This is a genomic window from Streptomyces sp. NPDC002680 (assembly GCF_042889145.1).
Classification (GTDB): Bacteria; Actinomycetota; Actinomycetes; order Streptomycetales; family Streptomycetaceae; genus Streptomyces; species Streptomyces adonidis.
Map to the genome: position 1 here is coordinate 260,032 of NZ_JBIAQP010000014.1, position 24,688 is coordinate 284,719.

Consider the following 24,688-nt stretch of genomic DNA (forward strand, 5'->3'; position numbering starts at 1 on the left):
TTCGCGGCGAGGTGTGCCTCATGTCCGCAAGCCCAGTCAAGCCCTCAGCCCAGCCGTCAGCCCAGCCCTCGGCCAAACCCACCGTCACCGAGCGGGAAGCCCGCCAGGTGGCGGAGGCCGCCCGGGAACAGGGCTGGCGAAAGCCCAGCTTCGCCAAGGAACTGTTCCTCGGCCGCTTCCGGCTCGACCTCATCCACCCGCACCCGCTCCCGCCCACCGAGGACGCGCGGCGCGGCGAGGAGTTCCTCGCCGCACTGCGCGACTTCTGCGAGACGAAGATCGACGCCGCCCGCATCGAACGCGAGGCCCGGATCCCCGACGAGGTCGTCAACGGGCTCAAGGAGCTGGGCGCCCTCGGGATGAAGATCGACACCAAGTACGGCGGCCTCGGCCTCACCCAGGTGTACTACAACAAGGCCCTCGCCCTGGTCGGCTCCGCGAACCCGGCGCTCGGCGCGCTGCTCTCCGCCCATCAGTCGATCGGCGTACCGCAGCCGCTGAAACTCTTCGGCACCCAGGAACAGAAGGACGAGTTCCTGCCGCGCTGCGCCCGCACCGACATCTCCGCGTTCCTCCTCACCGAGCCGGACGTCGGCTCGGACCCGGCGCGGCTCGCCACCAGCGCGGTACCGGACGGCGACGACTACGTCCTGGACGGGGTCAAGCTCTGGACGACCAACGGGGTCGTCGCCGACCTCCTCGTCGTCATGGCCCGCGTCCCGAAGTCCGAGGGGCACAAGGGCGGGATCACCGCGTTCGTCGTCGAGACCGCCTCCGAGGGCGTCACCGTCGAACACCGCAACGCCTTCATGGGCCTGCGCGGCCTGGAGAACGGCGTCACCCGCTTCCACCAGGTGCGCGTCCCGGCCGCCAACCGGATCGGCCCCGAGGGCGCGGGCCTCAAGATCGCCCTGACCACCCTGAACACGGGCCGGCTGTCGCTGCCCGCGATGTGCGTGGGCGCCGGGAAGTGGTGCCTGAAGATCGCGCGGGAGTGGTCGGCCGTACGGGAGCAGTGGGGCAAGCCGGTCGCGCTGCACGAGGCGGTCGGCGCGAAGATCAGTTTTATCGCGGCCACCACTTTCGCCCTGGAGGCCGTCCTCGACCTCTCCTCCCAGATGGCCGACGAGAACCGCAACGACATCCGCATCGAGGCCGCCCTCGCGAAGCTGTACGGCTCCGAGATGGCCTGGCTGATGGCCGACGAACTCGTCCAGATCCGAGGCGGACGCGGCTTCGAGACCGCCGAGTCGCTCGCCGCCCGCGGGGAACGGGCGGTCCCCGCCGAACAGGTGCTGCGCGACCTCCGGATCAACCGCATCTTCGAGGGCTCGACGGAGATCATGCATCTGCTGATCGCGCGTGAGGCGGTCGACGCCCATCTGACGGTCGCGGGTGACCTCATCGACCCGGACAAGTCGCTGTCGGACAAGGCGAAGGCGGGCGCGAACGCCGGGGTCTTCTACGCCAAGTGGCTGCCGAAGCTCGTCACGGGCGCGGGTCAACTGCCGCGCTCGTACGCCGAGTTCAAGCACGAGGTCGATCTCTCGCCGCATCTGCGGTACGTCGAGCGCAGTGCCCGCAAGCTGGCCCGCTCCACCTTCTACGCCATGTCCCGCTGGCAGGGCCGGATGGAGACCAAGCAGGGCTTCCTCGGCCGGATCGTGGACATCGGCGCCGAACTGTTCGCGATGAGCGCGGCCTGCGTACGGGCCGAACTCCTGCGCGCCCAGGGCGAGAACGGCCGCGAGGCCTACCAACTCGCCGACGCCTTCTGCCGCCAGGCCCGCGTCCGCGTCGAGGAACTCTTCGGCCGCCTGTGGACCAACACCGACGACGTCGACCGCGCGGTGGTCAAGGGCGTCCTCGCCGGCACGTACACCTGGCTGGAGGAGGGCGTCGTCGACCTCTCGGGAGAGGGCCCCTGGATCGCGGACGCCACACCGGGCCCGGCGAAACAGGAGAACGTGCACCGTCCCATCCGCTGACTCCTGCCAGGCGGTGTTTCTTTTCCCGGGAATTCACTGTCGTCCCCGCCGTCATTCTGTTGCTTGCCACACCGAACAGGTGCGTCAACAATGAAAAGGATGGCGAACGGGGACGGCAGATGCGCCAAGGCACGGGGAAAGGGATCGGCGAGGAATTCGCTCATGGATTTCCGGGTCTGCTCACGCATGCCCGCCGGCAGCTCGTCGAGGCGGATCTCGTGGGGGCACTGCGGACGGTTCGCAACGAGGTGCTGCCCCTCGCGGAGAAGCTGCGCGCGACCCAGCCGGACGCCCTCGACCTGCACCGGGACGAACTGGCTGTCCTCCTGAACGACTGCGCGCTCGCCGTGGTCGACGGCGAACCGAGGGCACCGCTGCCCACCTTCGAACCGCCGGCCGTCCGGCGCATCGACATCCGTGACCTCGACGGTCTGCTCGACGCCGGACGGCCGGGCGAACGGCCCGTGATCCAACAACTCTTCCGCAGCGCCGCGGATTACGTGAAGGACCCCGTCCTGCGCGAAGTGATCAGAGCGAATCAGCAGGGCGTCCATATTCTCCAGCGGGCCAACCACTGGATCAGCATGCTGACGGACGCCGTATAGCAAAACAAAGATCGGTGTAGTGGGGGTAATTCCAGTGCCGTCTCTCGGGCTCGACAACATCACCGGCCGCATCATGCGGGCCGGCGAGGGGCGGGTGCTGCGCAGGCTGCAGCGCACCGCCGAACAGGTGGCATCCCTCGAAGCGGACTTCGAGTCCATGACCGACGAGGAACTGGCGTCCGTGACACCGGAGTTGAAGGACCGCCACGCCACCGGCGCCGGCCTCGACGAGCTGCTCCCCGAGGCATTCGCCGCCATGCGTGAGGCGGCCCGGCGCACCCTCGGCATGCGTCACTTCGACGTCCAGGTGATGGGTGGCGCGGCCCTGCACGAGGGCAACATCGCCGAGATGCACACAGGCGAGGGCAAGACTCTGGTCGCCACCCTCCCCGCCTACCTGAACGCCTTGTCGGGCAAGGGAGTTCACCTCGTCACGGTCAACGACTACCTGGCCCGGCGCGACGCCGAGTGGATGGGGCGGGCGTACGCCTTCATGGGCCTGACGGTCGGTGTGGTCCGCTCGGAGTCGACCCCGGCCGACCGGCGGGCGGCGTACGCCTGCGACATCACGTACGGCACCAACACCGAGTTCGGCTTCGACTATCTGCGCGACAACATGGCCTGGTCGAAGGACGAACTCGTGCAGCGCGGCCACCACTTCGCGATCGTCGACGAGGCCGACTCCATCCTCATCGACGAGGCCCGCACCCCGCTGATCATCTCGGGCCCCGCCGACCAGGCCACCCACTGGTACGAGGCGTTCGCCCGGATCGTGAAGACCATGCGGGGCACCGCCATCCAGGAGGAGCAGTTCATCAGGCTGGAGGAGAAGGAGCGCCTGAAGGAGCTGCGGGCCGCGTACGACTACGAGTTCGACCCCAAGAAACGTACGGTCGCGATCCTCGACCGGGGCGTGGAACACGTACAGGACCAGCTCGGCATCGACAGCCTCTACGAAGCCGACCACACCCCCCTCATCGGCCACCTCAACAACGCCCTCAAGGCGAAGGAGCTGTTCCGCCGGGACCAGGAGTACGTGGTCGTCGACGGCGACGTCATGATCGTCGACGAGCACACGGGCCGTATGCTCGCCGGCCGCCGCTACAACGAGGGGCTGCACCAGGCGATCGAGGCCAAGGAGGGCGTCCGGGTCAAGGAGGAGAACCAGACCCTGGCGACGGTCACCCTCCAGAACTTCTTCCGCCTGTACGACAAGCTCTCCGGCATGACGGGTACGGCCATGACGGAGGCCGCCGAGTTCCACCAGATCTACGAACTCGGCGTCGTCCCCATCCCCACCAACCGCCCGATGGTCCGCACCGACCGCTCCGACCTGATCTACCGCACCGAGGTCGCGAAGTTCGAGGCGGTTGTCGACGACATCGCCGAGAAGCACGAGAAGGGCCAGCCGATCCTGGTCGGCACGACCTCGGTTGAGAAGTCCGAGTACCTCTCGCGCCGGCTCGCCAAGCGGGGCATCCGGCACGCGGTCCTCAACGCCAAGCAGCACGACCGGGAGGCCATGATCGTCGCCCAGGCGGGCCGCAGGGGAGCGGTCACGGTCGCCACCAACATGGCCGGACGGGGTACGGACATCATGCTCGGCGGCAACCCGGAGGCGCTGGTGGAGGCCGAGCTGCCCGAGGACGCGAGCCCCGAGGCCCGCCAGGCGGTGCTCGACCGGGTCGCCGCCGAACGCCGGGAGGTCACCGACCTCGGCGGCCTGTACGTCCTCGGCACCGAACGCCACGACTCCCGCCGTATCGACAACCAGCTCCGCGGCCGCTCCGGCCGCCAGGGCGACCCCGGTGAGTCCCGCTTCTACCTCTCCCTCCAGGACGACCTGATGCGCCTCTTCCAGGCCCAGCTGGTCGACCGGGTGATGTCGGCGGCGAACCTCCCCGAGGACGTCCCCATCGAGAACAAGGTCGTCACGCGTGCCGTCGCCTCCGCCCAGGCCCAGATCGAACGCCAGCACTTCGAGTCCCGCAAGGACGTACTGAAGTTCGACGAGGTACTCAACCGCCAGCGCACCCTGATCTACGCAGAGCGCCGCCGAGTCCTGGAGGGCGGTGACCTGCGCGAACAGCTCCAGCACTTCATGGACGACACCGTCCGGGCGTACGTCCGCCAGGAGACGAGCGAGGGCTTCCCGGAGGAGTGGGACCTGGACCGCCTCTGGGGCGCCCTCCGCCAGCTCTACCCGGCGAAGCTGACGGTGGAGGACCTGGAGGAGGAGTACGACGGCCTCGCCAACCTGACCGCCGACCACCTGGCCGACGCGGTCGTGGCGGACATCCACGCCCGCTACGACGACCGCGAGGCGGAACTGGGCTCAGACACGACCCGCGAACTGGAACGCCGCGTGATGCTGTCGGTCCTGGACCGCAAATGGCGCGAGCACCTGTACGAGATGGACTACCTGCGCGACGGCATCGGCCTGCGCTGGACCCTCGGCCGCGAACCGATCGTGGAGTACGAACGCGAGGGCTACGACATGTTCGGCGCGATGACGGACGCCATCAAGGAGGAGTCGGTCGGCTTCGTCTTCAACCTGGAGATCGAAACGACCCCGACCGACCTACAACCGGACCCCCACCGCACGGAGTCCCTCCACTTCAGCGCCCCGACACTGGACACGGCGGACGGGGTAGTGGAGCGGGATGCGCGCAAGCGCCCCTAAAGGGGCGCGGGGAACTGCGCGACAAGCCCCCACCGGCCGGCAGCCAACGAACTACCTGTCAGCATTTCTTGTCACTGGGATCACTGGTCGTCCACTTGCAGTCATCCACCTTCGACCCGTTCGCTCTGGTCAGAATCGCCGTGTCACTCGTGTTGTTCCACACGTACCAGCTCCGCTTCTGGAACTTGGTAGCCGCCGTGTCCGTCCCCTTGCCCGTCCGGATCTTCATCGTCTTCCCCGCGCCGATCTTCAGATTGGCGAAGGTGTACTTGTGATTGGCGACGTCCTTCAGGATCCAGCCCTTGAGCGAGATGGACGCCGAGCTGGTGTTCTTGATCTCCACCCACTCCCCGTTCAGGGACGCGTTGGAGCCGTTGTCCGAGCCCGGACTGTCGAACCACACATGCCGGATGACCACACCCCCGGCCGCCTCGGCCGGAGTGCTGAGAACCGCGCCGGTCAGGGCGACCGCGCCCGCGAGCGCGGGCAGGGCTGTACGTCGGATGCGCATCGAGATCCCCCCAGGATTTCGTCCACGACTGACCGGTCGTCCACCGGTCAGGGCAGAAGTGATATCACATGATCTGTATGTCAGTTTCACTTATGGACGCTCACCCGAGGGACGCACTGTCCTCACTGTCGGTGGTTGCGGCCACAATGGAGAGATGACCGACAGTCCAGCCCCCCTCGCAGACCCGCACCTCGTCTTCGACCCCGTCGCCGGAGACGGCCCGCGGGACGTGGCGATCCTCGGTTCCACCGGGTCGATCGGCACCCAGGCCATCGATCTCGTGCTGCGCAACCCGGACCGCTTCCGGGTCAGCGGGCTCTCCGCCGCGGGCGGCCGGGTCGAGCTCCTCGCCGAGCAGGCGCACCGGCTGCGCGTGCGCACGGTCGCGGTCGCCCGCGAGGACGCCGTACCGGCCCTGCGCGAGGCACTGAGCGCACGGTACGGCGCAGGGGAGCCGCTCCCCGAGATACTCGCCGGACCGGACGCGGCCACCCACCTCGCCGCGGCCGACTGCCACACGGTGCTGAACGGCATCACCGGCTCCATCGGCCTCGCCCCGACCCTCGCCGCCCTGGAGGCGGGCCGCACCCTAGCGCTCGCCAACAAGGAGTCGCTCATCGTCGGTGGCCCGCTGGTCAAGGCGCTCGCCAAGCCGGGCCAGATCATCCCGGTCGACTCCGAGCACGCGGCCCTGTTCCAGGCCCTGGCGGCCGGCACCCGGTCCGATGTGCGCAAGCTTGTGGTCACGGCGTCCGGCGGCCCTTTCCGCGGCCGTACGAAGGCACAGCTGGCCGACGTGACGGTCGAGGACGCGCTCGCGCACCCCACCTGGGCGATGGGCCCGGTGATCACGATCAACTCCGCGACCCTCGTCAACAAGGGGCTGGAGGTGATCGAGGCACACCTCCTCTACGACATTCCCTTCGAACGCATTGAGGTGGTCGTGCACCCGCAGTCGTATGTCCACTCGATGGTTGAGTTCACGGACGGATCGACACTGGCCCAGGCCACGCCCCCAGACATGCGCGGCCCCATCGCGATCGGCCTCGGCTGGCCGGAGCGCGTCCCGGACGCCGCACCCGCGTTCGACTGGAGCAAGGCGTCGACGTGGGAGTTCTTCCCGCTCGACACAGAGGCGTTCCCGTCGGTCGGCCTCGCCCGACACGTGGGGCAGCTCGCGGGCACGGCTCCGGCAGTGTTCAATGCGGCGAACGAGGAGTGCGTGGAGGCGTTCCGGAGCGGCGGACTGCCCTTCAACGGGATCATGGAGACCGTGACCCGGGTGGTCGAGGAGCACGGCACCCCTCGTACGGGAACTTCCCTGACCGTGGCGGACGTCCTTGAGGCGGAGACCTGGGCGCGGGCGAGGGCCCGAGAACTGACAGGACAGGCGAAGACGATGGCGGAGGCCCGTGCATGACGGCACTGATGATGATTCTCGGCATAGTCGTCTTCGTGATCGGCCTGCTGGTGTCGATCGCCTGGCACGAGCTGGGGCATCTCTCCACGGCGAAGCTCTTCGGCATCCGCGTACCGCAGTACATGGTCGGCTTCGGCCCGACGATCTGGTCGCGCAAGAAGGGTGAGACCGAGTACGGCATCAAGGCGATCCCGTTCGGCGGCTACATCCGCATGATCGGGATGTTCCCGCCGGGCCCGGACGGCCGGATCGAGGCCCGCTCGACCTCCCCCTGGCGCGTGATGATCGAGGACGCGCGCGCCCAGTCCTTCGAGGAACTGCTCCCGGGCGACGAGAAGCGCCTGTTCTACACCCGCAAGCCGTGGAAACGGGTCATCGTGATGTTCGCGGGCCCGTTCATGAACCTGATCCTCGCGGTGGCCCTGTTCCTGACCGTCCTGATGGGCTTCGGAGTCTCCCAGCAGACCACCAGCGTCAGCTCGGTCTCCAAGTGCGTCATCGCCCAGAGCGAGGGCCGCGACGACTGCCGCAAGACCGACGCGGCCTCCCCGGCCGCCGCGGCCGGCCTCCAGGCGGGCGACAAGATCCTCTCCTTCGGCGGGGTCCAGGTCGACAGCTGGAACAAGCTCTCGGACGAGATCCGCGCCAACCCCGGCAAGGACGTCGCGATCGTCGTCGAACGCAAGGGCGAGCAGGTCACCCTGAACGCGAAGATCGCCACCAACCAGGTCGCGAAGAAGGACTCCAGCGGCCAGATCGTCCAGGGCCAGTACGTCACGGCCGGCTTCCTCGGCTTCAGCGCGGCCACCGGCATCGTCCGCCAGGACTTCGGCGACTCGCTGACCTGGATGGGCGACCGCATGGGCGAGGCCGTCGACTCCATCGCGAGCCTGCCCGGCAAGATCCCCGCCCTGTGGAACGCGGCCTTCGACGGCGGCGAACGCGAGGCGGACTCCCCGATGGGCGTGGTCGGCGCGGCCCGCGTGGGCGGCGAGATCTTCACCCTGGACATCCCGCCGACCCAACAACTCGCGATGGCATTGATGCTGGTGGCGGGCTTCAACCTGTCCCTGTTCCTCTTCAACATGCTCCCGCTGCTGCCGCTCGACGGCGGCCATGTCGCGGGCGCGCTGTGGGAGGCGCTGCGACGGAACACGGCGAAGGTGCTGAAGCGCCCGGACCCGGGCCCGTTCGATGTGGCGAAGCTGATGCCGGTGGCCTATGTGGTGGCGGGCATCTTCATCTGCTTCACGCTGCTGGTGCTGGTGGCGGACGTGGTTAACCCGGTGCGCATCTCGTAGCCACCCGGGGTTCGCCGCGAGGTTCACGACGGCCGGGCACAGTGGGCGCGACCCACTGTGCCCGGCCGTTCCCCAATGGGTGGGTTTAGGTGCGGGATGTGCTCGGGTCTGGGCGGGTGCCGTAATCTCGAAGGCCGGAGCCCGCCGTTCCCGGGACCGGACCTTGAACCACAACTTGGGGTTGCACAGCAGATGACTGCGATTTCTCTCGGCATGCCGTCCGTTCCGACCAAGCTCGCCGAACGCCGGAAGAGCCGGCAGATCCAGGTCGGTTCGGTGGCCGTGGGCGGAGACGCGCCGGTGTCGGTGCAGTCGATGACGACGACGCGTACGTCGGACATCGGCGCCACGCTTCAGCAGATCGCCGAGCTGACGGCGTCCGGCTGCCAGATCGTGCGGGTGGCGTGCCCTACGCAGGACGACGCGGACGCGCTGGCGACGATCGCCCGCAAGTCGCAGATCCCGGTGATCGCCGACATCCACTTCCAGCCGAAGTACGTGTTCGCCGCGATCGAGGCGGGCTGCGCGGCGGTCCGCGTCAACCCCGGCAACATCAAGCAGTTCGACGACCAGGTGAAGGAGATCGCGCGGGCCGCGAAGGACCACGGCACGCCGATCCGTATCGGCGTGAACGCGGGTTCGCTGGACCGCCGACTGCTTCAGAAGTACGGCAAGGCGACGCCGGAGGCACTCGTCGAGTCGGCCCTCTGGGAGGCCTCGCTGTTCGAGGAGCACGACTTCCGGGACATCAAGATCTCGGTCAAGCACAACGACCCGGTGGTCATGGTCAACGCCTACCGCCAGCTGGCAGCGGCGTGCGACTACCCCCTCCACCTGGGCGTGACGGAAGCCGGTCCCGCCTTCCAGGGCACGATCAAGTCGGCGGTGGCCTTCGGCGCGCTGCTCAGCGAGGGCATCGGGGACACGATCCGGGTCTCGCTGTCGGCGCCGCCGGTCGAGGAGATCAAGGTCGGCAACCAGATCCTGGAGTCGCTGAACCTTCGCCAGCGCGGCCTGGAGATCGTGTCGTGTCCGTCGTGCGGGCGGGCCCAGGTCGACGTGTACAAGCTGGCCGAGGAGGTCACGGCGGGCCTAGAGGGCATGGAGGTCCCGCTGCGGGTCGCGGTCATGGGGTGTGTGGTGAACGGCCCCGGCGAGGCTCGGGAGGCGGACCTGGGTGTCGCCTCCGGCAATGGCAAGGGGCAGATCTTCGTGAAGGGCGAGGTCATCAAGACGGTCCCTGAGTCGAAGATCGTGGAGACGCTGATCGAGGAGGCGATGAAGATCGCCGAACAGATGGAGGCGGACGGAATCGCTTCCGGCGAGCCGTCGGTGTCCGTGGCGGGTTGATTTCGCCCCCGCCGCCCCTACCCGTTCCCATCCCTGGGGGCTGCGCCCCCAGACCCCCCTATCGCGCTGAACGCGCTCGTCCTCAAACGCCGGACGGGCTGAAATGCCCCGGCCTGGGGTGGACCGGCGGTGCCTCTTGAACGCCGGACAGGTTGAGCCACCCAGCCCGTCCGGCGATTGAGGACAAGGCCCGTTCAGGGCCGGAGCGGGGGTCTGGGGGCGGCAGCCCCCAGGGACGGCGGGTCGATCCCACGGTCACCGGCAAGCAGGCGGCGCCAAAGACAGGGCGGCGCCGCTCAGCTTCCGCAGGTACAGTGCGGAGATCAGCAGACCGCATGGTGAGGCCCGCACGTGTTGACGCAGACCACCTCCCGGGTGCTCGAACCGGGCGACCTGGACGCCGCACTCGCTGTCCTCGGCCGCGAGCCGGTGGCGAACGCCTTCGTGACCTCCCGTGTCCAGATCGCGGGCCTCGACCCCTGGCGCCTCGGCGGCGAGATGTGGGGCTGGTACGAGGACGGCATGCTCACCAGCCTCTGCTACGCGGGCGCCAACCTCGTCCCGATCTGCGCCACCCCCCGCGCCGTACGCGCCTTCGCCGACCGAGCCAGGCGAGCGGGCCGCCGCTGCTCCTCCATCGTCGGCCCCGCCGAGGCCACCACCCAGCTGTGGCGGCTGCTCGAACCGAGCTGGGGCCCCGCCCGCGAGGTCCGCCGCCACCAGCCCCTCATGGTGACCGACCGCCTGCCCGACCCTGCCCTCGTCGCCCCGGATCCGTACGTCCGCCGCGTCCGCAAGGACGAGATGGAGACGATCATGCCGGCGTGCGTGGCGATGTTCACCGAGGAGGTCGGAATCTCGCCACTCGCCGGTGACGGCGGCCTCCTCTACCAGGCCAGGGTCGCCGAACTGGTCGGCTCCGGCCGCTCCTTCGCCCGCCTCGACGAGCACGGCAGGGTCGCCTTCAAGGCCGAGATCGGCGCCGCGACCTCTCAGGCCTGCCAGATCCAGGGCGTCTGGGTGGCCCCCGAATACCGGGGCCAGGGCCTGGCCGCCCCCGGCATGGCCGCCGTACTGCGCTACGCCCTCGCGGACGTGGCCCCGGTGGTCAGCCTGTACGTGAACGACTTCAACACCCCCGCCCGCAGGACGTACCTGAGGGTGGGCTTCCAGGAAGTCGGCGCGTTCATGAGCGTCCTGTTCTGATCCTGATCCGAAGCGACCGGACAGCTACCCGACAGCGACCCGACTCTTCCGAACGGCGCCCTCCGCACCCCCTGTAGTCTCCCGACATGCCGCGCTTCCCGGGTCATGGCCGCCATCACCCCCGCCCCCACGACGTGGTCGTCGGCCCCCTGGACCTCACCGCCCGGGTCGACGAGGCGCTCGCCGTCCAGGCCGTGGCGTTCGGACTCGGCGCGGACGAGGTCGCCGTACGCAGGCAGATCGTGTTGCGGCACCTGACCTATCCCGGGGCCCGCGCACTCGGCGCGACCACCCCCGACGGACGGCTCGCGGGGTTCGTCTACGGCATGCCGAACGACCGTACGCACTGGTGGTCCACGGTTGTCGAGCCGTATCTGCGCAGACAGGGCCACGACGGCTGGCTCGACGACTCCTTCGTGATCACCGAACTGCACGTCCACCCGAGCTTCCAGAACGTCGGCGTGGGCCGCGCCCTGATCACCGCCATCACCGACAGCGCCGCCGAACCCCGCTCGATCCTCTCCGCGATCGACACCGACAGCCCGGCCCGCGGCCTCTACCACTCCCTCGGCTACGAGGACCTGGCCCGCCAGGTCCTCTTCCCCAGCGCCCCGAAGCCGTACGCGGTGATGGGCGCCCCCCTTCCCCTGCGCAGGCGGTAGCGGGACCGTCCGGTCGATTTCCACAGCCCCGCACCCCCCGGCTAACCTCCTGCCATCACCCTTACGCAGCAGGAGTCGAGAATCATGGCCCAGGCCCAGGTCCAGCGCATGTCCCGTTTGATGGTCAAGACACTGCGTGACGACCCCGCCGACGCCGAGGTGCTCAGCCACAAGCTGCTGGTCAGGGCCGGTTATGTACGCCGTACCGCCGCCGGTCTGTGGTCCTGGCTGCCGCTCGGCAAGAAGGTCCTGGCCAATGTGGAGCGGGTCGTCCGCGAGGAGATGGACGCCATCGGCGCCCAGGAGGTCACGCTCCCCGCGCTGCTGCCGAGGGAGCCGTACGAGGCGACCGGCCGCTGGGACGAGTACGGCCCCGAGTTGTTCCGCCTCAACGACCGCAAGGGTGGCGACTACCTCCTCGGCCCGACCCACGAGGAGATCTTCACCCTCCTGGTCAAGGACCAGTGCACGTCCTACAAGGACCTGCCCGTGATCCTCTACCAGATCCAGAACAAGTACCGCGACGAGGCCCGCCCGCGCGCCGGCATCCTGCGCGGCCGTGAGTTCCTGATGAAGGACTCGTACTCCTTCGACACGGAGGACGAGGGCCTGGCCCAGTCGTACGCCCTGCACCGCGAGGCGTACCAGAAGATCTTCGCGCGCCTCGGCCTCGACTACCGCATCTGCGCCGCCACCGCGGGCGCGATGGGCGGCTCCAAGTCCGAGGAGTTCCTCGCCCCGGCCGCCGCCGGCGAGGACACCTTCGCCGACTGCCCCAACTGCGACTACGCCGCCAACACCGAGGCGATCACGTACGCGCTCCGGCCGGTCGACGGCTCGGCCGTCCCCGCCCTCGAAGAGATCCCCACCCCCGAGACCCCGACCATCGAGACGCTCGCCGCGTATCTGGAGGTCCCCGCCTCCGCCACTCTCAAGAACCTCCTCGTCAAGGTGGACGGCGAGATCGTCGCGATCGGTGTTCCGGGTGACCGTGAGGTCGACCTGGGCAAGGTCGAGGCGCACTTCGCGCCCGCCGCCGTCGAACTCGTCACCGCCGAGGACTTCACCGGCCGCGACGACCTCGTACGCGGGTACGTCGGCCCGCAGGGCCTGGAGAAGGTCCGCTACTTCGCCGACCCGCGCATCGCCCCCGGCACCGCCTGGATCACCGGCGCCAACAAGGAGGGCCTGCACGCCAAGAACGTCGTCGCGGGCCGTGACTTCGAGGTCGACGAGTACGTCGACTCCGTGGTCGTCCAGGAAGGTGACCCCTGCCCTGCCTGCGGCACCGGCCTCAAGCTGGACCGCGCCATCGAGATCGGCCACATCTTCCAGCTCGGCCGCAAGTACGCCGACGCCCTCAGCCTCGACGTCCTCGGCCAGCAGGGCAAGCCGGTCCGCGTGACCATGGGCTCGTACGGCATCGGCGTCTCCCGCGCGGTCGCGGCCCTCGCCGAACAGCACGCCGACGAGCAGGGCCTGTGCTGGCCCAAGGAGATCGCCCCGGCCGACGTCCACGTCGTCGCCGCGGGCAAGGCCCTCCAGACCGAACTGGCCCTGGAGGTCTCCGACAAGCTGGCCGCGGCCGGCGCCCGCGTCCTGGTCGACGACCGCGCCGGCGTCTCACCGGGCGTCAAGTTCACGGACGCCGAGCTGATCGGCGTACCGAAGATCCTGGTGGCGGGCCGCCGTTCCGCCGAGGGCGTCCTGGAGCTGAAGGACCGCCGGACGGGCGAGCGCGAGGAGCTGACGGTGGACGAGGCGATCGCCCGCCTGACCGGAACCGCCTGATTATTTAAATCCCGCTCTCAGGAAGTTCTCGTGAGCCATATGGGCGCCTCACAGACTTCTCTCAGGCCGGTCCCCGAACGTAGGGCGTGACACAGAGTCACGTCCTATGGGAGGGGAACGGCCATGACGGTCAGGGAGCGGGAGCGGAGAGCCGCAGCGGCGGTGCGCAGAGGGGTACGGCGTACGGCGGCCGTGGCGGCGGCGGTGTCGCTGGCCGCGGCGGCCGGGGTGTTCGCCCTCGTCGGCACGATGGAGTCGGACGCGACGACGGCCGCGAGCAGTACCTCGGACTCGACGTCCAGTTCGACGTCCTCCGGTTCGAGCAGCAGCACGGACACGAGCACCAGCACCGACACCAGTACGGACACGTCGTCCTCGTCGACGGACTCGTCCACGACGGACAGCTCCTCCTCGGAGTCCTCGGACTCCTCGTCGTCCAGCGACCTCCAGTCCTCCTCCGACGGCGTCACCTCCTCCGACTCCAGCGGCTCCGCCGACTCCACCTCGGGGGCGTCGTGACGACCACCGCCGTCCGCCCCACGGCCGCCGCCGACTGGCGTGCCCTCGGGACCAGCGTCCGGCTCGTCACCACCGACCCGGCCCTGCTGGACTCCTGCAATCTGCTCCTGGCCCGCCAGCTGGCCGAGGTCGACGCGACGTGCAGCCGCTTCCGCGCCGACTCCGAACTCTCCGCCCTGGACGACACCGACGGCCGCCCGACCCGGGTCAGCCCGCTGCTCGCCGAGGCCCTGGCGGTGGCCCTGCGCGCGGCCGAGGCGACCGACGGAGCCGTGGACCCGACGGTCGGCTCGGCACTGGAAGCCCTCGGCTACGACCGCGACTTCACCCTCGTCCAGGAGGACGACCGTCCGGTACGGCTCACTGTGCGGCGCGTTCCCGGCTGGCGCCGGATCCACCTGGACCGGGCGACCGGCACGGTCAGCGTCCCGTCCGGCATCCGCCTCGACCTGGGCGCCACCGCGAAGGCATGGGCCGCCGACCGGGCCGCGCGGACGCTGGCTCGGACGGCAGGCTGCGGAGTCCTGGTGAGCCTGGGCGGCGACACGGCGGTCGCGGGCGACCCGCCGGCCGGCGGCTGGCGCATCCGCGTCCAGGACATCACCGGCCCCGTGGACGAAGCGCCCACGCAGGGCCCGTACGCCACGATCGGCCTCCACAGCGGCGGCCTCGCCACCTCCGGCACGGCCGCCCGCCACTGGCGCCGGGGCGAGCACACCCTCCACCACATCATCAACCCGGACACGGGCCTCCCCGTCCACACCCCCTGGCGCACGGTCTCCGTGGCGGCGGCGAACTGCGCCGACGCCAACGCGGCGAGCACGGCGGCCCTGGTGAAGGGGAGGGGCGCGGAACGCTGGCTGACGGGGCTAGGCCTCCCGGCGCGGCTGGTGACGAGTGACGGGACAGTTGTCACGACGCCGGGTTGGCCTTTGTCAGCCCGTCCGGCGATTGAGGACGAGGCCGTCCAGGCCGAAGGGGGGTCTGGGGGCACAGCCCCCAGCACGACCCGCACCACCACACCCCCGGAGGCAACGCCATGACCTCCGAAACCCTCTGGTACGCCAACCGCGCCACAGGCGCCGTGTGCCTGGTCCTCTTCACGGTCGTCGTCCTGCTCGGCATCGCGGTCCGCCTGCGAGCCAGACTCCCCGGCCTGCCGAGATTCGGCACGGTCTCCCTCCACCGCACCCTCTCCCTCTCCGCCACCGCCTTCCTCGCGCTCCACATAGCCGCAGCCGTGATCGACGGCTACGTCGACATCACGCTCCTCGACGCCGTCGTCCCCTTCGTCTCCGACTACCAGCCCCTCTGGCTGGGCCTCGGCACGGTCGCCCTCGACCTGATGCTCGCGGTGCTGGTCACCAGCCTCCTCCGCGCCCGTCTCGGCCACCGCACCTGGCGTGCCGTGCACTGGCTCGCGTACGCCTCCTGGCCGATCGCCCTCGTCCATGGCATCGGCATCGGTACGGACACCGGCGCCGACTGGATGACCTGGCTGACCGTGTCCTGCGTGGCCGCCGTACTCGCCGCCTTCGGCATCCGCACGGCCCACGCCGTACGCGCCTCCCACCGGACCCCAACCGCCCTGCTCCGCACACCGGAACGCCCGCTCGAAGGGGCCCGCTCATGACCACCACCTACACCGACATCTTCATGCCGCCCCGCCTGCTGGCCCCCGGCGGCGCCCCGGCCGACTTCGGCACGCACGAGCAGCGGTACGGGCCCGTCTCGTACGGCAACCCGGCCCAACTCCTGGATACCGTCGCCCAGTCGGGCCTCACCGGACGAGGCGGAGCCGCCTTCGCCACGTACCGCAAACTCGTCTCCGTCGCTGACGCGGGCCGTCGCACAGACCGTGCCCCGGTGGTCGTGGCCAACGGCGCCGAGGGCGAGCCCGCGAGCCACAAGGACAAGACGCTCCTCCAATTCTCGCCCCATCTCGTCCTGGACGGACTCCAGTTGGCGGCCGAGGCGATCGGCGCCGGAGAGGCGTACCTCGCGGTGGAGGCGGGCGGCAGCTACCTGGAGGCGGCCCTGGCCGAGCGCCGCCGCGATCCCCTGTCCGTCAAGGTCGTCCGCGTCCCCAAACGGTTCCTGTCGGGCCAGTCGTCCGCCCTCACCTCGTACGTCTCCGGCGGCGCCAGCCTTCCGCAGCACCAGAGCCCGCCGGTGCGGGAACGCGGAGTGAACCGGGCCCCGACCCTCGTCCAGAACGTCGAGACCCTGGCCCACCTCGCGCTGATCGCCCGCTACGGCGCCGACTGGTTCCGCGCGGCGGGCACACCCTCGGAACCCGGCAGCGCGCTGTGCACGGTGCATGTGCCCGGACGTGAAGTACGGGTCGTGGAGGCCCCGTTCGGGATGCCCATAGGCAGACTGCTGCCGCTGGGCCCCACCGGAGCGGTCCTGATCGGCGGCTACCACGGCACCTGGCTCCCGGCCGCCGAGGCAGCCCAACTCCCCCTGACCTCCACCTACTTGGGTGCGGGCGTACTCGCCGTGCTCCCCGCCGACCACTGCGGCCTGGCCGAAACCGCCCGCGTCCTGCGGTACTTGGCCCTGGAGTCGGCCGGCCAGTGCGGCCCCTGCCTCAACGGCCTGCCCCGAATCGCCGCCGCCTTCCAGACCCTGGCCGCCCCCGGCCCCCAGGGCACGACCCGCACGGACGTCGCCCGCTGGTCGGGCCTGGTCGAGGGCCGAGGCGCCTGCCACCACCCCGACGGCACGATCCGCCTGGTCCGCTCGGCCCTGACCACCTTCGCCCCCGAACTCGACGCCCACGCAAGAGGCTTCTGCACGGCAACGACCCAAACCCCCCTGCTGCCAGTCCCCAACGACCGGACCTGACATGACCCACGAGACGACGACGATCGACATCGACTGGACGGCGTGCCAGGCCCACGGCCTCTGCGCCGAACTACTCCCGGAACACATCACCTTGGACGAGTGGGGCTACCCACTCATAGACGGCGCCCCGATCCCGACCCGCACAGCAAAACGAGCCCGCAGAGCAGCAGCGGACTGCCCAGTCCTAGCCCTCAAACTAACGGCAAGGTGACCCACCTCAGGGGCGCGGGGAACTGCGCGACAAGCCCCCACCGGCCCGCAGCAAACCCTCAACCCTCAAAGCCACCCCGCGAACTCCAGCAACAACTCCGCATCCCTGGGCCGCCCCACCCGAAGCGCCCGAACCCCAGACTCCACAGCCCGAAACAACGTCCACCCCCGCAACCGCTCCTGATCCACATCCAACGACTCAGCAAGCCTCTTCACCCGCCGCCGAGTAATCGCCGCCCCCGAAGACGAAGCGATCAGATCCTCCACCCGATCCCGAACCAACCGAGCCAGATCGAACGCACACTCCCCGACCACCGGATCCGGCCCCACCGCCAGCCACGGCATCCGCTCACCGGCCAACACCTTGCTCTGCCGAAACGTCCCGTGCAGCAACCGAACCTCGGCCGGCGCGACCAACAACTCCTCCCGGGCGGCAAGCGCCGCCGAGACCAGCGGCGCCACCTCCGCACCGGCGCTCGCCGCCATCGCCTCCGCCTGCCGCCCGGTCCGCGAGGCCACCGTCTCGAAGACGACGTCGGAGCCAACAGGCGGCTCGACCCACAGCCGCCGCAACGTCCCCGCAGCCTCCAGCAACGCCTTCGCCTCGGGCAGCGACCGCACCGACACATCCGGATGCAACCGCTCCAGCAACAGCACGCCCTCCTCGGCGAAGCCGGGGGAGCCGGAGGAGCCGGCGGCCGGCTCCAGCAACTGAACCGCCCCCACCCCACCCCAGTGCGCCAACGCGGCCCGCTCACTCTCCGGCCGGGCCCGGCGAGGCGCGAGCTTCAGAACGGCGGGCGTGCCGTCCGCCCGCCGCACCAGCACCACCAGACTGCTCCGACCACCCGGAACCTGTACCCGCTCCACGGTCAACACGCGTAGATCCACGGCCTGTTGAGCCGCCGCAGGCACCCGCGCCAGCCACTCGTCACCGTCCGGTGCCGTCTCGCCGAGCGCCCTCACCAGACGGGGCGGCGGTGCGAATGCCATACGCGAGTCGTTTCCTTCCGTCCGTACGCGGGTGTGCGATCCGGCCTACGCCGGGGGCGTCGCCGACGCCGACACAGTGCTCGCCCGCTCGGCGAGCCCAGGGAAGGGTACGCTCCCGCCCCGCCACCGCACCGCCCGCACCGCGGCCTCCCGCAGCCCCTCGGCCCCCGTCCGGCGCCGCTCGCCCTCAGCTGCCCGGACCAGGTCGGAGTACACCCCGGCGACCCGCTCCTCCAGCTCGGCCGCGAGCCGGACGGCGGCGTCCGAGTCGGTCACCGGGAACGGCAGCGCGTACCCGGCGGCCGCCGCCACCGGCGTGCCCCCGAGGGCCCGCACCGCGCGCGCCAGTTCGTCGCGCCGGGCCCGATGGGCGTCGTACGCGGCCCGCGCCTCGCTCCGGCGGGCCTCGCCGATCAGCCCGCCGACGACCCCGTACCCGTACACCGCCGCGTGTTCGGCGCCCAGGGCGGCCTGGAGCGCGGTCAGCTCGGCGGTGTCCTTCTCGGCCTCGTTCGACTTCGCCCCGCTCACTTCGCGCCCTCCGTCAGCAGATACACATGCGCGGCCCCGGCGGCGGCCACCGAGGCCAGCAGCCGCGCCAGCTCGCCCGGCACTTCGAGGAGCGCCTTCGTACGCCGGTCCACGAGGATCCGCTCGGCGGCGGCGAGCCCGGCGAGGGCGTCCTGCTCGGTCGGCGGCGCCGCAGATGCCGAAGCCGTAGGCGAGGCGGAGGTCGGTGTCGATGCCGGCGTCGGCTCTGCGCCCCCGAAGGCCTCCGCGTGCCGTACGGCCTCCGCCCGTAGCTCCGACAGGCGGTCCGCAAGCACCGGGAACGCGGCGATCGCCGTGTCGTACTGCTGTGCGAGCCCGGTGCTGTCGCTCGCCGCACGCGCGCGCGTGCGCTCGGCCACCGACGGGCTGCCGGAACTCGTGGCCGTCGAGTCGGACTCGGAGGTGCAGCCCACGAGGAGGGCTGCGCCCGCGGCCGAGGCGAGCAGGGTTCTTCTGCGCGGACCCGCGGGGACTCCCGGCGGGGTGTGCGAGGGCGGGGGGAACGGCACGACAGACGTCCTCGGAGGGCTCGTACGAACGGGAGACCACGGAAAACAACGAGAAGGGCGGCACGCCCGTGATCACCGTACCCGCGCCCCGGCCCGGCACCCGCCACCGGCGCAGCCGGGCCACCGGGGGCGTTCCGGTGGACGGCAACACCCCCCGGGACCGGATACCCTTTGACCTGACACGCGACCTACCCACAACAGCACACGCGGCCGAGGAGTCACCCGGATGAGCACCACCCAGAGCGAGAGGCTTCGAGAGCTCCTGGAGCCGCTCGTCAGCTCGCAGGGTCTCGATCTCGAAGAGATCGCAGTGGAGTCCGTCGGGCGCAAGAGAGTGCTGCGGGTCGTCGTCGATTCCGACGACGGTGCCGATCTGGACGCGATCGCCGATGTGAGCCGCGCGCTCTCGGCGAAGCTCGACGAGACGGACGCGATGGGCGCGGGGGAGTACACCCTGGAGGTCGGCACCCCCGGCGCCGAGCGCGAACTCACCGAGCACCGGCACTACGTACGCGCCGTCGAGCGGCTGGTGCGGTTCCAGCTCACCGAGGGCGGCGGCGAAGTGGTCGCCCGGATCCTGACCGTGGACGACGAGGGCATGGACCTCGAAGTGCCGGGCGTGAAGGGCCGCAAGGCCACCGCCCGCCGGCTCGCCTTCGGCGACGTCGACAAGGCCCGCGTCCAGGTCGAGTTCAACCGCAAGGACACCAAAGACAAGCAGGACATGACGGAAGAAGAGGAGGCGTAGCCGTGGACATCGACATGAGTGCCCTGCGGGGCTTGGTGCGGGAGAAGGAGATCTCCTTCGACCTGCTGGTCGAGGCGATCGAGTCGGCCCTCCTCATCGCCTACCACCGCACCGAGGGAAGCCGCCGCCACGCGCGCGTGAAGCTCGACCGGGAGACCGGTCATGTGACCGTGTGGGCGAAGGAGGACCCCCAGGAGCTGGAGGAGGGGCAGGAGGCACGCGAGTTCGACGACACCCCGTCGGACTTCGGCCGGATCGCCGCCACCACCGCCAAGCAGGTCATCCTGCAGCGCCTGCGCGACGCCGAGGACGACGCGACGCTCGGCGAGTACGCGGGCCGCGAGGGCGACATCGTCACCGGTGTCGTCCAGCAGGGCCGCGACCCGAAGAACGTGCTCGTGGACATCGGCAAGCTGGAGGCCATCCTGCCGGTGCAGGAGCAGGTCCCCGGCGAGACCTACACGCACGGGCTGCGGCTGCGGTCGTACGTCGTACGAGTGGCGAAGGGCGTGCGCGGTCCGTCCGTCACCCTCTCGCGCACGCACCCCAACCTGGTGAAGAAGCTCTTCGCGCTGGAGGTGCCCGAGATCGCCGACGGTTCGGTGGAGATCTCGGCCATCGCGCGCGAGGCCGGCCACCGTACGAAGATCGCCGTCCGGTCGACGCGCAGCGGTCTGAACGCCAAGGGGGCCTGCATCGGCCCCATGGGGGGCCGGGTGCGCAATGTCATGGCCGAGCTGAACGGCGAGAAGATCGACATCGTCGACTGGTCGGACGACCCGGCCGACATGGTGGCGAACGCGCTGTCCCCGGCCCGGGTCACCAAGGTCGAGGTCGTCGACCTCGCGGCCCGCTCCGCGCGCGTGACGGTCCCCGACTACCAGCTGTCGCTGGCGATCGGCAAGGAGGGCCAGAACGCCCGCCTCGCAGCCCGGCTGACCGGCTGGCGCATCGACATCCGCCCGGACACCGAGCAGCCGTCCGATCGGCCCGCCGAGCAGCCACGGGGCCAGGGTCGTCCTGCGGGGGAATAGATCCAAGCCGCAGGTGGCTGAGATCACGACAACAACCGTTCGATCCTTATCTCGAATGAGTGAGGTCCGTACGGGGAGGTAGACTTAGGAGTGTCTGGCCGGACGCGTGCCCGCGTATGCCCTGAACGCACCTGTGTGGGGTGTCGGGAGCGAGCGGCCAAGAAGGATCTGCTGCGCATCGTGGCGATCGAGGGTGAATGCGCCCCCGATCATCGCGGTACGCTGCCCGGCCGGGGTGCGTATGTGCACCCCGCCCTGGTCTGTCTCGACCTGGCGGTTCGCCGCCGGGCGTTCCCACGGGCACTGCGTGCCCCGGGAGCGCTCGACACGGCGGCGTTGCGCCGGTACGTCGAGCAGGCAACACCGTAAGACGCGTCGCACGGAACCCCCGTGCGGCTCTGGTACCCCCCGCGAGTTGGAAGTAGGTCGAGATTGCGATGAGCACTCGATGAGCACGCGATGAGTACGCCCATGAAGTAGCGACGGTCCGGCCGCAACCCGGACCTAAAAGGAGCGAAGTGGCTAAGGTCCGGGTATACGAACTCGCCAAGGAGTTCGGGGTTGAGAGCAAGGCCGTCATGGCCAAGCTCCAGGAACTCGGTGAATTCGTCCGATCGGCATCCTCGACGATCGAGGCGCCCGTAGTACGCAAGTTGACAGATGCCTTCCAGGGCGGGAGCAGCGCCAAGCCCGGCGCCCCCCGCAAGGCGGCTCCCAAGCCCGGCGCGCCCTCCCCGGCGCAGTCGGCCCGTCCGGCTGCCCCGCGGCCGCCGGCTCCCAAGCCCGCCGTGGCCGAGCGCCCCGCGGCGCCCGCCGCGCCGAGTGCGCCGGTCACCCCGGTGACCCCGGCCCCGCAGGGTTCACGTCCGACGCCGGGCCCCAAGCCCGCGCCGAAGCCGGCCCCCGCGGCACCCACCACGCCGGAGTTCACCGCTCCGCCGTCGGCACCGGTCACGCCGGCCGCCGCCCAGGCGCCGCGTCCCACCACCGGTGCCCGTCCCGGCGCCCCGCGTCCCGGTGCCCGTCCCTCGGGTCCCGGTCAGGACCGTGGGCAGGGCCAGGACCGCGGTCAGGACCGTGGCCAGGGCCGTGGTGAGCGTCCGGGCGCCCCGCGTCCGGGTGGCCAGGGCGCCCCGCGTCCCGGCGGTGCCCGTCCGTCCGGTCCGCGTCCGGGCAACAACCCCTTCACGTCCGGTGGCTCCACCGGCATGGCGCGTCCCCAGTCGCCCCGTCCGCAGGGCGCTCCGCGTCCCGGTGGCCAGGGTGGCCCCGGTGGCGCTCCCGGTGCCGGTGGTCCGCGTCCGCAGGGTGCGGGCGGCGGCCAGGGTGCTCCCCGTCCGCAGGGTGCGGGCGGCGGGCGTCCGAGTCCGGGCGGCATGCCTCGTCCGCAGGGTGGTCCCGGTGGCGCTCCGCGTCCCGGCGGCGGCCCCGGCGGCAACCGTCCCAACCCCGGCATGATGCCGCAGCGTCCCGCTGCCGGCAGCCCGCGTCCCGGCGGTGGCCCTGGTGGCCGCGGTCCCGGTGCGGGTGGCGGTCGTCCCGGTGGTCCCGGTGGCGGTGGCGGCGGTCGTCCCGGTGGCGGTGGCGGCGGGTTCGCCGGTCGTCCCGGTGGCGGCGGTGGCGGCTTCGCCGGTCGTCCGGCCGGTCCCGGCGGTGGCGGTGGCGGCGGTTTCGCCGGCCGTCCCGGTGGTCCCGGTGGCGGTGGCGGCGGTCGTCCCGGCTTCGGTGGTCGTCCCGGTGGTCCGGGTGGCCGTGGTGGCACGCAGGGCGCCTTCGGTCGTCCCGGTGGTCCCGCGCGTCGTGGTCGCAAGTCGAAGCGGCAGAGGCGCCAGGAGTACGAGGCCATGCAGGCCCCGTCGGTCGGCGGCGTGATGCTGCCGCGCGGCAACGGACAGTCCGTCCGCCTGTCGCGTGGTGCCTCGCTCACCGACTTCGCCGAGAAGATCGGCGCCAACCCGGCGTCGCTCGTCGGCGTGATGATGAACCTCGGCGAGATGGTCACCGCCACGCAGTCCGTCTCCGACGAGACGCTGAAGCTCCTCGCGGACGAGATGAACTTCGTCCTGGAGATCGTCAGCCCGGAGGAGGAGGACCGCGAGCTGCTCGAGTCCTTCGACATCGAGTTCGGTGAGGACGAGGGTGGCGAGGAGTTCCTCGTCGCGCGTCCGCCGGTCGTGACCGTCATGGGTCACGTCGACCACGGCAAGACCCGCCTCCTCGACACCATCCGCAAGACGAACGTCGTCGCGGGCGAGGCCGGCGGTATCACGCAGCACATCGGTGCGTACCAGGTCACGACTCAGGTCAACGACGAAGAGCGCAAGATCACCTTCATCGACACCCCGGGTCACGAGGCGTTCACCGCCATGCGTGCCCGTGGTGCCAAGTCGACCGACATCGCGATCCTCGTGGTGGCGGCCAACGACGGTGTGATGCCCCAGACGATCGAGGCGCTGAACCACGCCAAGGCGGCCGACGTGCCGATCGTGGTCGCGGTCAACAAGATCGACGTCGAGGGCGCGGACCCGACCAAGGTCCGTGGTCAGCTGACCGAGTTCGGTCTGGTGGCCGAGGAGTACGGCGGCGACACGATGTTCGTCGACATCTCCGCCAAGCAGGGCCTCAACATCGAGGCTCTCCTGGAGGCCGTGGTCCTCACCGCGGACGCCTCGCTCGACCTGCGGGCCAACCCGGAGCAGGACGCGCAGGGTATTGCGATCGAGTCCCACCTCGACCGTGGCCGCGGTGCCGTCTCGACGGTCCTGGTCCAGCGCGGCACGCTGCGCATCGGCGACACGATGGTGGTCGGCGACGCGTACGGCCGCGTCCGGGCGATGCTCGACGACAACGGCAACAACGTCGAGGAAGCGACTCCGTCGACTCCCGTCCTGGTCCTGGGTCTCACCAACGTCCCGGGCGCAGGCGACAACTTCCTGGTCGTCGACGAGGACCGTACGGCGCGTCAGATCGCCGAGAAGCGGGCGGCGCGCGAGCGCAACGCCAACTTCGCCCGGCGTGGAGTCCGCTTCTCCCTGGAGAACCTGGACGAGGCGCTCAAGGCCGGTCTGGTGCAGGAACTCAACCTCATCATCAAGGGCGACGCGTCCGGTTCGGTGGAGGCTCTCGAGTCCTCGCTGCTCCAGCTCGACGTCGGCGAAGAGGTCGACATCCGCGTCCTGCACCGCGGTGTGGGTGCGGTCACCGAGTCGGACATCGACCTGGCGACCGGCTCCGACGCGATCGTCATCGGCTTCAACGTCCGCGCTGCGGGCCGCGCGGCGCAGATGGCGGAGCGCGAGGGCGTCGACGTCCGCTACTACTCGGTGATCTACCAGGCCATCGAGGAGATCGAGGCGGCCCTCAAGGGCATGCTCAAGCCGGAGTACGAAGAGGTCGAGCTGGGTACGGCGGAGATCCGCGAGGTCTTCCGCTCGTCCAAGCTGGGCAACATCGCCGGTGTGCTGGTCCGCTCCGGCGAGGTCAAGCGCAACACCAAGGCGCGGTTGCTGCGCGATGGCAAGGTCATCGCGGAGAGCCTCACCATCTCCGGTCTGCGTCGCTTCAAGGACGACGTCACCGAGATCCGCGAAGGGTTCGAGGGTGGTATCAACCTCGGCAACTTCAACGACATCAAGGTCGACGACGTCATCGCGACGTACGAGATGCGGGAGAAGCCGCGCGGCTAAGCGGTAGGTAGTACGTGCAGTCCGGCTGGCCGGCAGGGAGAAGTCCCCGCCGGCCAGCTGGGCGTCTGCT

Annotated in this window: 21 protein-coding genes and 1 pseudogene; 17 read left to right on the forward strand and 5 right to left on the reverse strand. The window is 70.3% G+C overall.

Features of this window, described 5'->3' with window-relative positions; translation table 11 throughout:
• Nucleotides 1-20 precede the first annotated feature (20 nt).
• The 3 genes and pseudogenes from ACFYXF_RS33760 to secA all read left to right on the forward strand — a co-directional run.
• Nucleotides 21-1,988, forward strand: coding sequence for an acyl-CoA dehydrogenase family protein (locus ACFYXF_RS33760; RefSeq protein WP_389355430.1), 1,968 nt, complete (start codon nucleotides 21-23; stop codon nucleotides 1,986-1,988).
• A 119-nt stretch (nucleotides 1,989-2,107) separates the two neighbouring features.
• The gene (locus ACFYXF_RS33765; RefSeq protein WP_389355432.1) at nucleotides 2,108-2,593 is read left to right on the forward strand and encodes a hypothetical protein; all 486 of its coding nucleotides are present in this window, start codon (nucleotides 2,108-2,110) and stop codon (nucleotides 2,591-2,593) included.
• A 73-nt stretch (nucleotides 2,594-2,666) separates the two neighbouring features.
• Nucleotides 2,667-5,150, forward strand: a pseudogene (gene secA / locus ACFYXF_RS33770) (preprotein translocase subunit SecA); the annotation flags it as partial.
• Between the two features lie 184 nt (nucleotides 5,151-5,334).
• Here secA and ACFYXF_RS33775 read toward each other — a convergent pair.
• Nucleotides 5,335-5,787, reverse strand: coding sequence for a lamin tail domain-containing protein (locus tag ACFYXF_RS33775; protein ID WP_389355434.1), 453 nt, complete (start codon nucleotides 5,785-5,787; stop codon nucleotides 5,335-5,337).
• 154 nt (nucleotides 5,788-5,941) lie between these two features.
• Between ACFYXF_RS33775 and dxr the strand changes: the two genes are divergently transcribed.
• The 6 genes from dxr to ACFYXF_RS33805 all read left to right on the forward strand — a co-directional run bounded on the left by dxr (nucleotide 5,942) and on the right by ACFYXF_RS33805 (nucleotide 13,517).
• Nucleotides 5,942-7,207: a 1-deoxy-D-xylulose-5-phosphate reductoisomerase gene (gene dxr, locus ACFYXF_RS33780; RefSeq protein ID WP_389355435.1), complete on the forward strand. Its 1,266-nt coding sequence runs from the start codon at nucleotides 5,942-5,944 to the stop codon at nucleotides 7,205-7,207.
• Between the two features lie 8 nt (nucleotides 7,208-7,215).
• The gene (locus ACFYXF_RS33785) at nucleotides 7,216-8,508 is read left to right on the forward strand and encodes a M50 family metallopeptidase (RefSeq protein WP_389355507.1); all 1,293 of its coding nucleotides are present in this window, start codon (nucleotides 7,216-7,218) and stop codon (nucleotides 8,506-8,508) included.
• Between the two features lie 192 nt (nucleotides 8,509-8,700).
• The gene (gene ispG / locus ACFYXF_RS33790) at nucleotides 8,701-9,858 is read left to right on the forward strand and encodes a flavodoxin-dependent (E)-4-hydroxy-3-methylbut-2-enyl-diphosphate synthase (RefSeq protein ID WP_105974985.1); all 1,158 of its coding nucleotides are present in this window, start codon (nucleotides 8,701-8,703) and stop codon (nucleotides 9,856-9,858) included.
• A gap of 351 nt (nucleotides 9,859-10,209) precedes the next feature.
• Entirely contained in the window at nucleotides 10,210-11,064 is an 855-nt protein-coding gene (locus tag ACFYXF_RS33795) for a GNAT family N-acetyltransferase (protein ID WP_369035536.1), read from the forward strand.
• Between the two features lie 86 nt (nucleotides 11,065-11,150).
• Nucleotides 11,151-11,726 carry a GNAT family N-acetyltransferase gene (locus tag ACFYXF_RS33800; RefSeq protein ID WP_389355438.1) on the forward strand — a complete coding sequence of 192 codons (576 nt, stop codon included), beginning with the start codon at nucleotides 11,151-11,153 and terminating at the stop codon, nucleotides 11,724-11,726.
• Nucleotides 11,727-11,810: 84 nt separating this feature from the next.
• Entirely contained in the window at nucleotides 11,811-13,517 is a 1,707-nt protein-coding gene (locus tag ACFYXF_RS33805) for a proline--tRNA ligase (protein ID WP_389355440.1), read from the forward strand.
• A gap of 104 nt (nucleotides 13,518-13,621) precedes the next feature.
• On the opposite strand, the gene ACFYXF_RS33810 is transcribed toward ACFYXF_RS33805, so the two are convergent.
• The gene (locus tag ACFYXF_RS33810; RefSeq protein ID WP_389355442.1) at nucleotides 13,622-14,020 is read right to left on the reverse strand and encodes a hypothetical protein; all 399 of its coding nucleotides are present in this window, start codon (nucleotides 14,018-14,020) and stop codon (nucleotides 13,622-13,624) included.
• Nucleotides 14,021-14,032: 12 nt separating this feature from the next.
• Between ACFYXF_RS33810 and ACFYXF_RS33815 the strand changes: the two genes are divergently transcribed.
• Genes ACFYXF_RS33815 through ACFYXF_RS33830 form a run of 4 tightly spaced genes read left to right on the forward strand, consistent with a single transcriptional unit; the run spans nucleotide 14,033 to nucleotide 17,097 of the window.
• Nucleotides 14,033-15,079, forward strand: coding sequence for an FAD:protein FMN transferase (locus tag ACFYXF_RS33815; protein ID WP_389355444.1), 1,047 nt, complete (start codon nucleotides 14,033-14,035; stop codon nucleotides 15,077-15,079).
• On the forward strand, nucleotides 15,076-15,669 hold the full coding sequence (locus ACFYXF_RS33820; RefSeq protein ID WP_389355446.1) for a ferric reductase-like transmembrane domain-containing protein: 594 nt from the start codon (nucleotides 15,076-15,078) through the stop codon (nucleotides 15,667-15,669). Before ACFYXF_RS33815 ends, ACFYXF_RS33820 begins: the two co-directional genes overlap by 4 nt.
• On the forward strand, nucleotides 15,666-16,886 hold the full coding sequence (locus ACFYXF_RS33825) for an NADH-ubiquinone oxidoreductase-F iron-sulfur binding region domain-containing protein (protein ID WP_389355447.1): 1,221 nt from the start codon (nucleotides 15,666-15,668) through the stop codon (nucleotides 16,884-16,886). The genes ACFYXF_RS33820 and ACFYXF_RS33825 overlap by 4 nt, the downstream gene beginning before the upstream one ends.
• Nucleotide 16,887: 1 nt before the next feature.
• Nucleotides 16,888-17,097 (forward strand): ferredoxin, encoded by a 210-nt coding sequence (locus ACFYXF_RS33830; protein ID WP_389355449.1) that lies wholly within the window; start codon nucleotides 16,888-16,890, stop codon nucleotides 17,095-17,097.
• Nucleotides 17,098-17,162: 65 nt separating this feature from the next.
• Here ACFYXF_RS33830 and ACFYXF_RS33835 read toward each other — a convergent pair whose 3' ends face one another.
• The 3 genes from ACFYXF_RS33835 to ACFYXF_RS33845 are packed head-to-tail and all read right to left on the reverse strand — an operon-like array spanning nucleotide 17,163 to nucleotide 19,150.
• Entirely contained in the window at nucleotides 17,163-18,089 is a 927-nt protein-coding gene (locus tag ACFYXF_RS33835) for an aminoglycoside phosphotransferase family protein (protein ID WP_389355451.1), read from the reverse strand.
• A gap of 45 nt (nucleotides 18,090-18,134) precedes the next feature.
• On the reverse strand, nucleotides 18,135-18,620 hold the full coding sequence (locus ACFYXF_RS33840; protein WP_389355454.1) for a ferritin-like domain-containing protein: 486 nt from the start codon (nucleotides 18,618-18,620) through the stop codon (nucleotides 18,135-18,137).
• The gene (locus ACFYXF_RS33845) at nucleotides 18,617-19,150 is read right to left on the reverse strand and encodes a hypothetical protein (RefSeq protein WP_389355456.1); all 534 of its coding nucleotides are present in this window, start codon (nucleotides 19,148-19,150) and stop codon (nucleotides 18,617-18,619) included. The genes ACFYXF_RS33840 and ACFYXF_RS33845 overlap by 4 nt, the downstream gene beginning before the upstream one ends.
• Before the next feature lie 226 nt (nucleotides 19,151-19,376).
• On the opposite strand from ACFYXF_RS33845, the gene rimP reads away from it, so the two are divergent.
• The 4 genes from rimP to infB all read left to right on the forward strand — a co-directional run bounded on the left by rimP (nucleotide 19,377) and on the right by infB (nucleotide 24,618).
• On the forward strand, nucleotides 19,377-19,898 hold the full coding sequence (gene rimP / locus ACFYXF_RS33850; protein ID WP_389355458.1) for a ribosome maturation factor RimP: 522 nt from the start codon (nucleotides 19,377-19,379) through the stop codon (nucleotides 19,896-19,898).
• Nucleotides 19,899-19,900: 2 nt separating this feature from the next.
• Complete coding sequence (gene nusA, locus ACFYXF_RS33855) at nucleotides 19,901-20,932, forward strand: transcription termination factor NusA (protein ID WP_389355460.1); 1,032 nt, start codon at nucleotides 19,901-19,903, stop codon at nucleotides 20,930-20,932.
• A gap of 90 nt (nucleotides 20,933-21,022) precedes the next feature.
• Nucleotides 21,023-21,301, forward strand: a complete 279-nt coding sequence (locus tag ACFYXF_RS33860) for a YlxR family protein (protein ID WP_235474477.1) — start codon at nucleotides 21,023-21,025, stop codon at nucleotides 21,299-21,301.
• A 149-nt stretch (nucleotides 21,302-21,450) separates the two neighbouring features.
• Nucleotides 21,451-24,618 carry a translation initiation factor IF-2 gene (gene infB / locus ACFYXF_RS33865; RefSeq protein WP_389355462.1) on the forward strand — a complete coding sequence of 1,056 codons (3,168 nt, stop codon included), beginning with the start codon at nucleotides 21,451-21,453 and terminating at the stop codon, nucleotides 24,616-24,618.
• Nucleotides 24,619-24,688 lie beyond the last annotated feature (70 nt).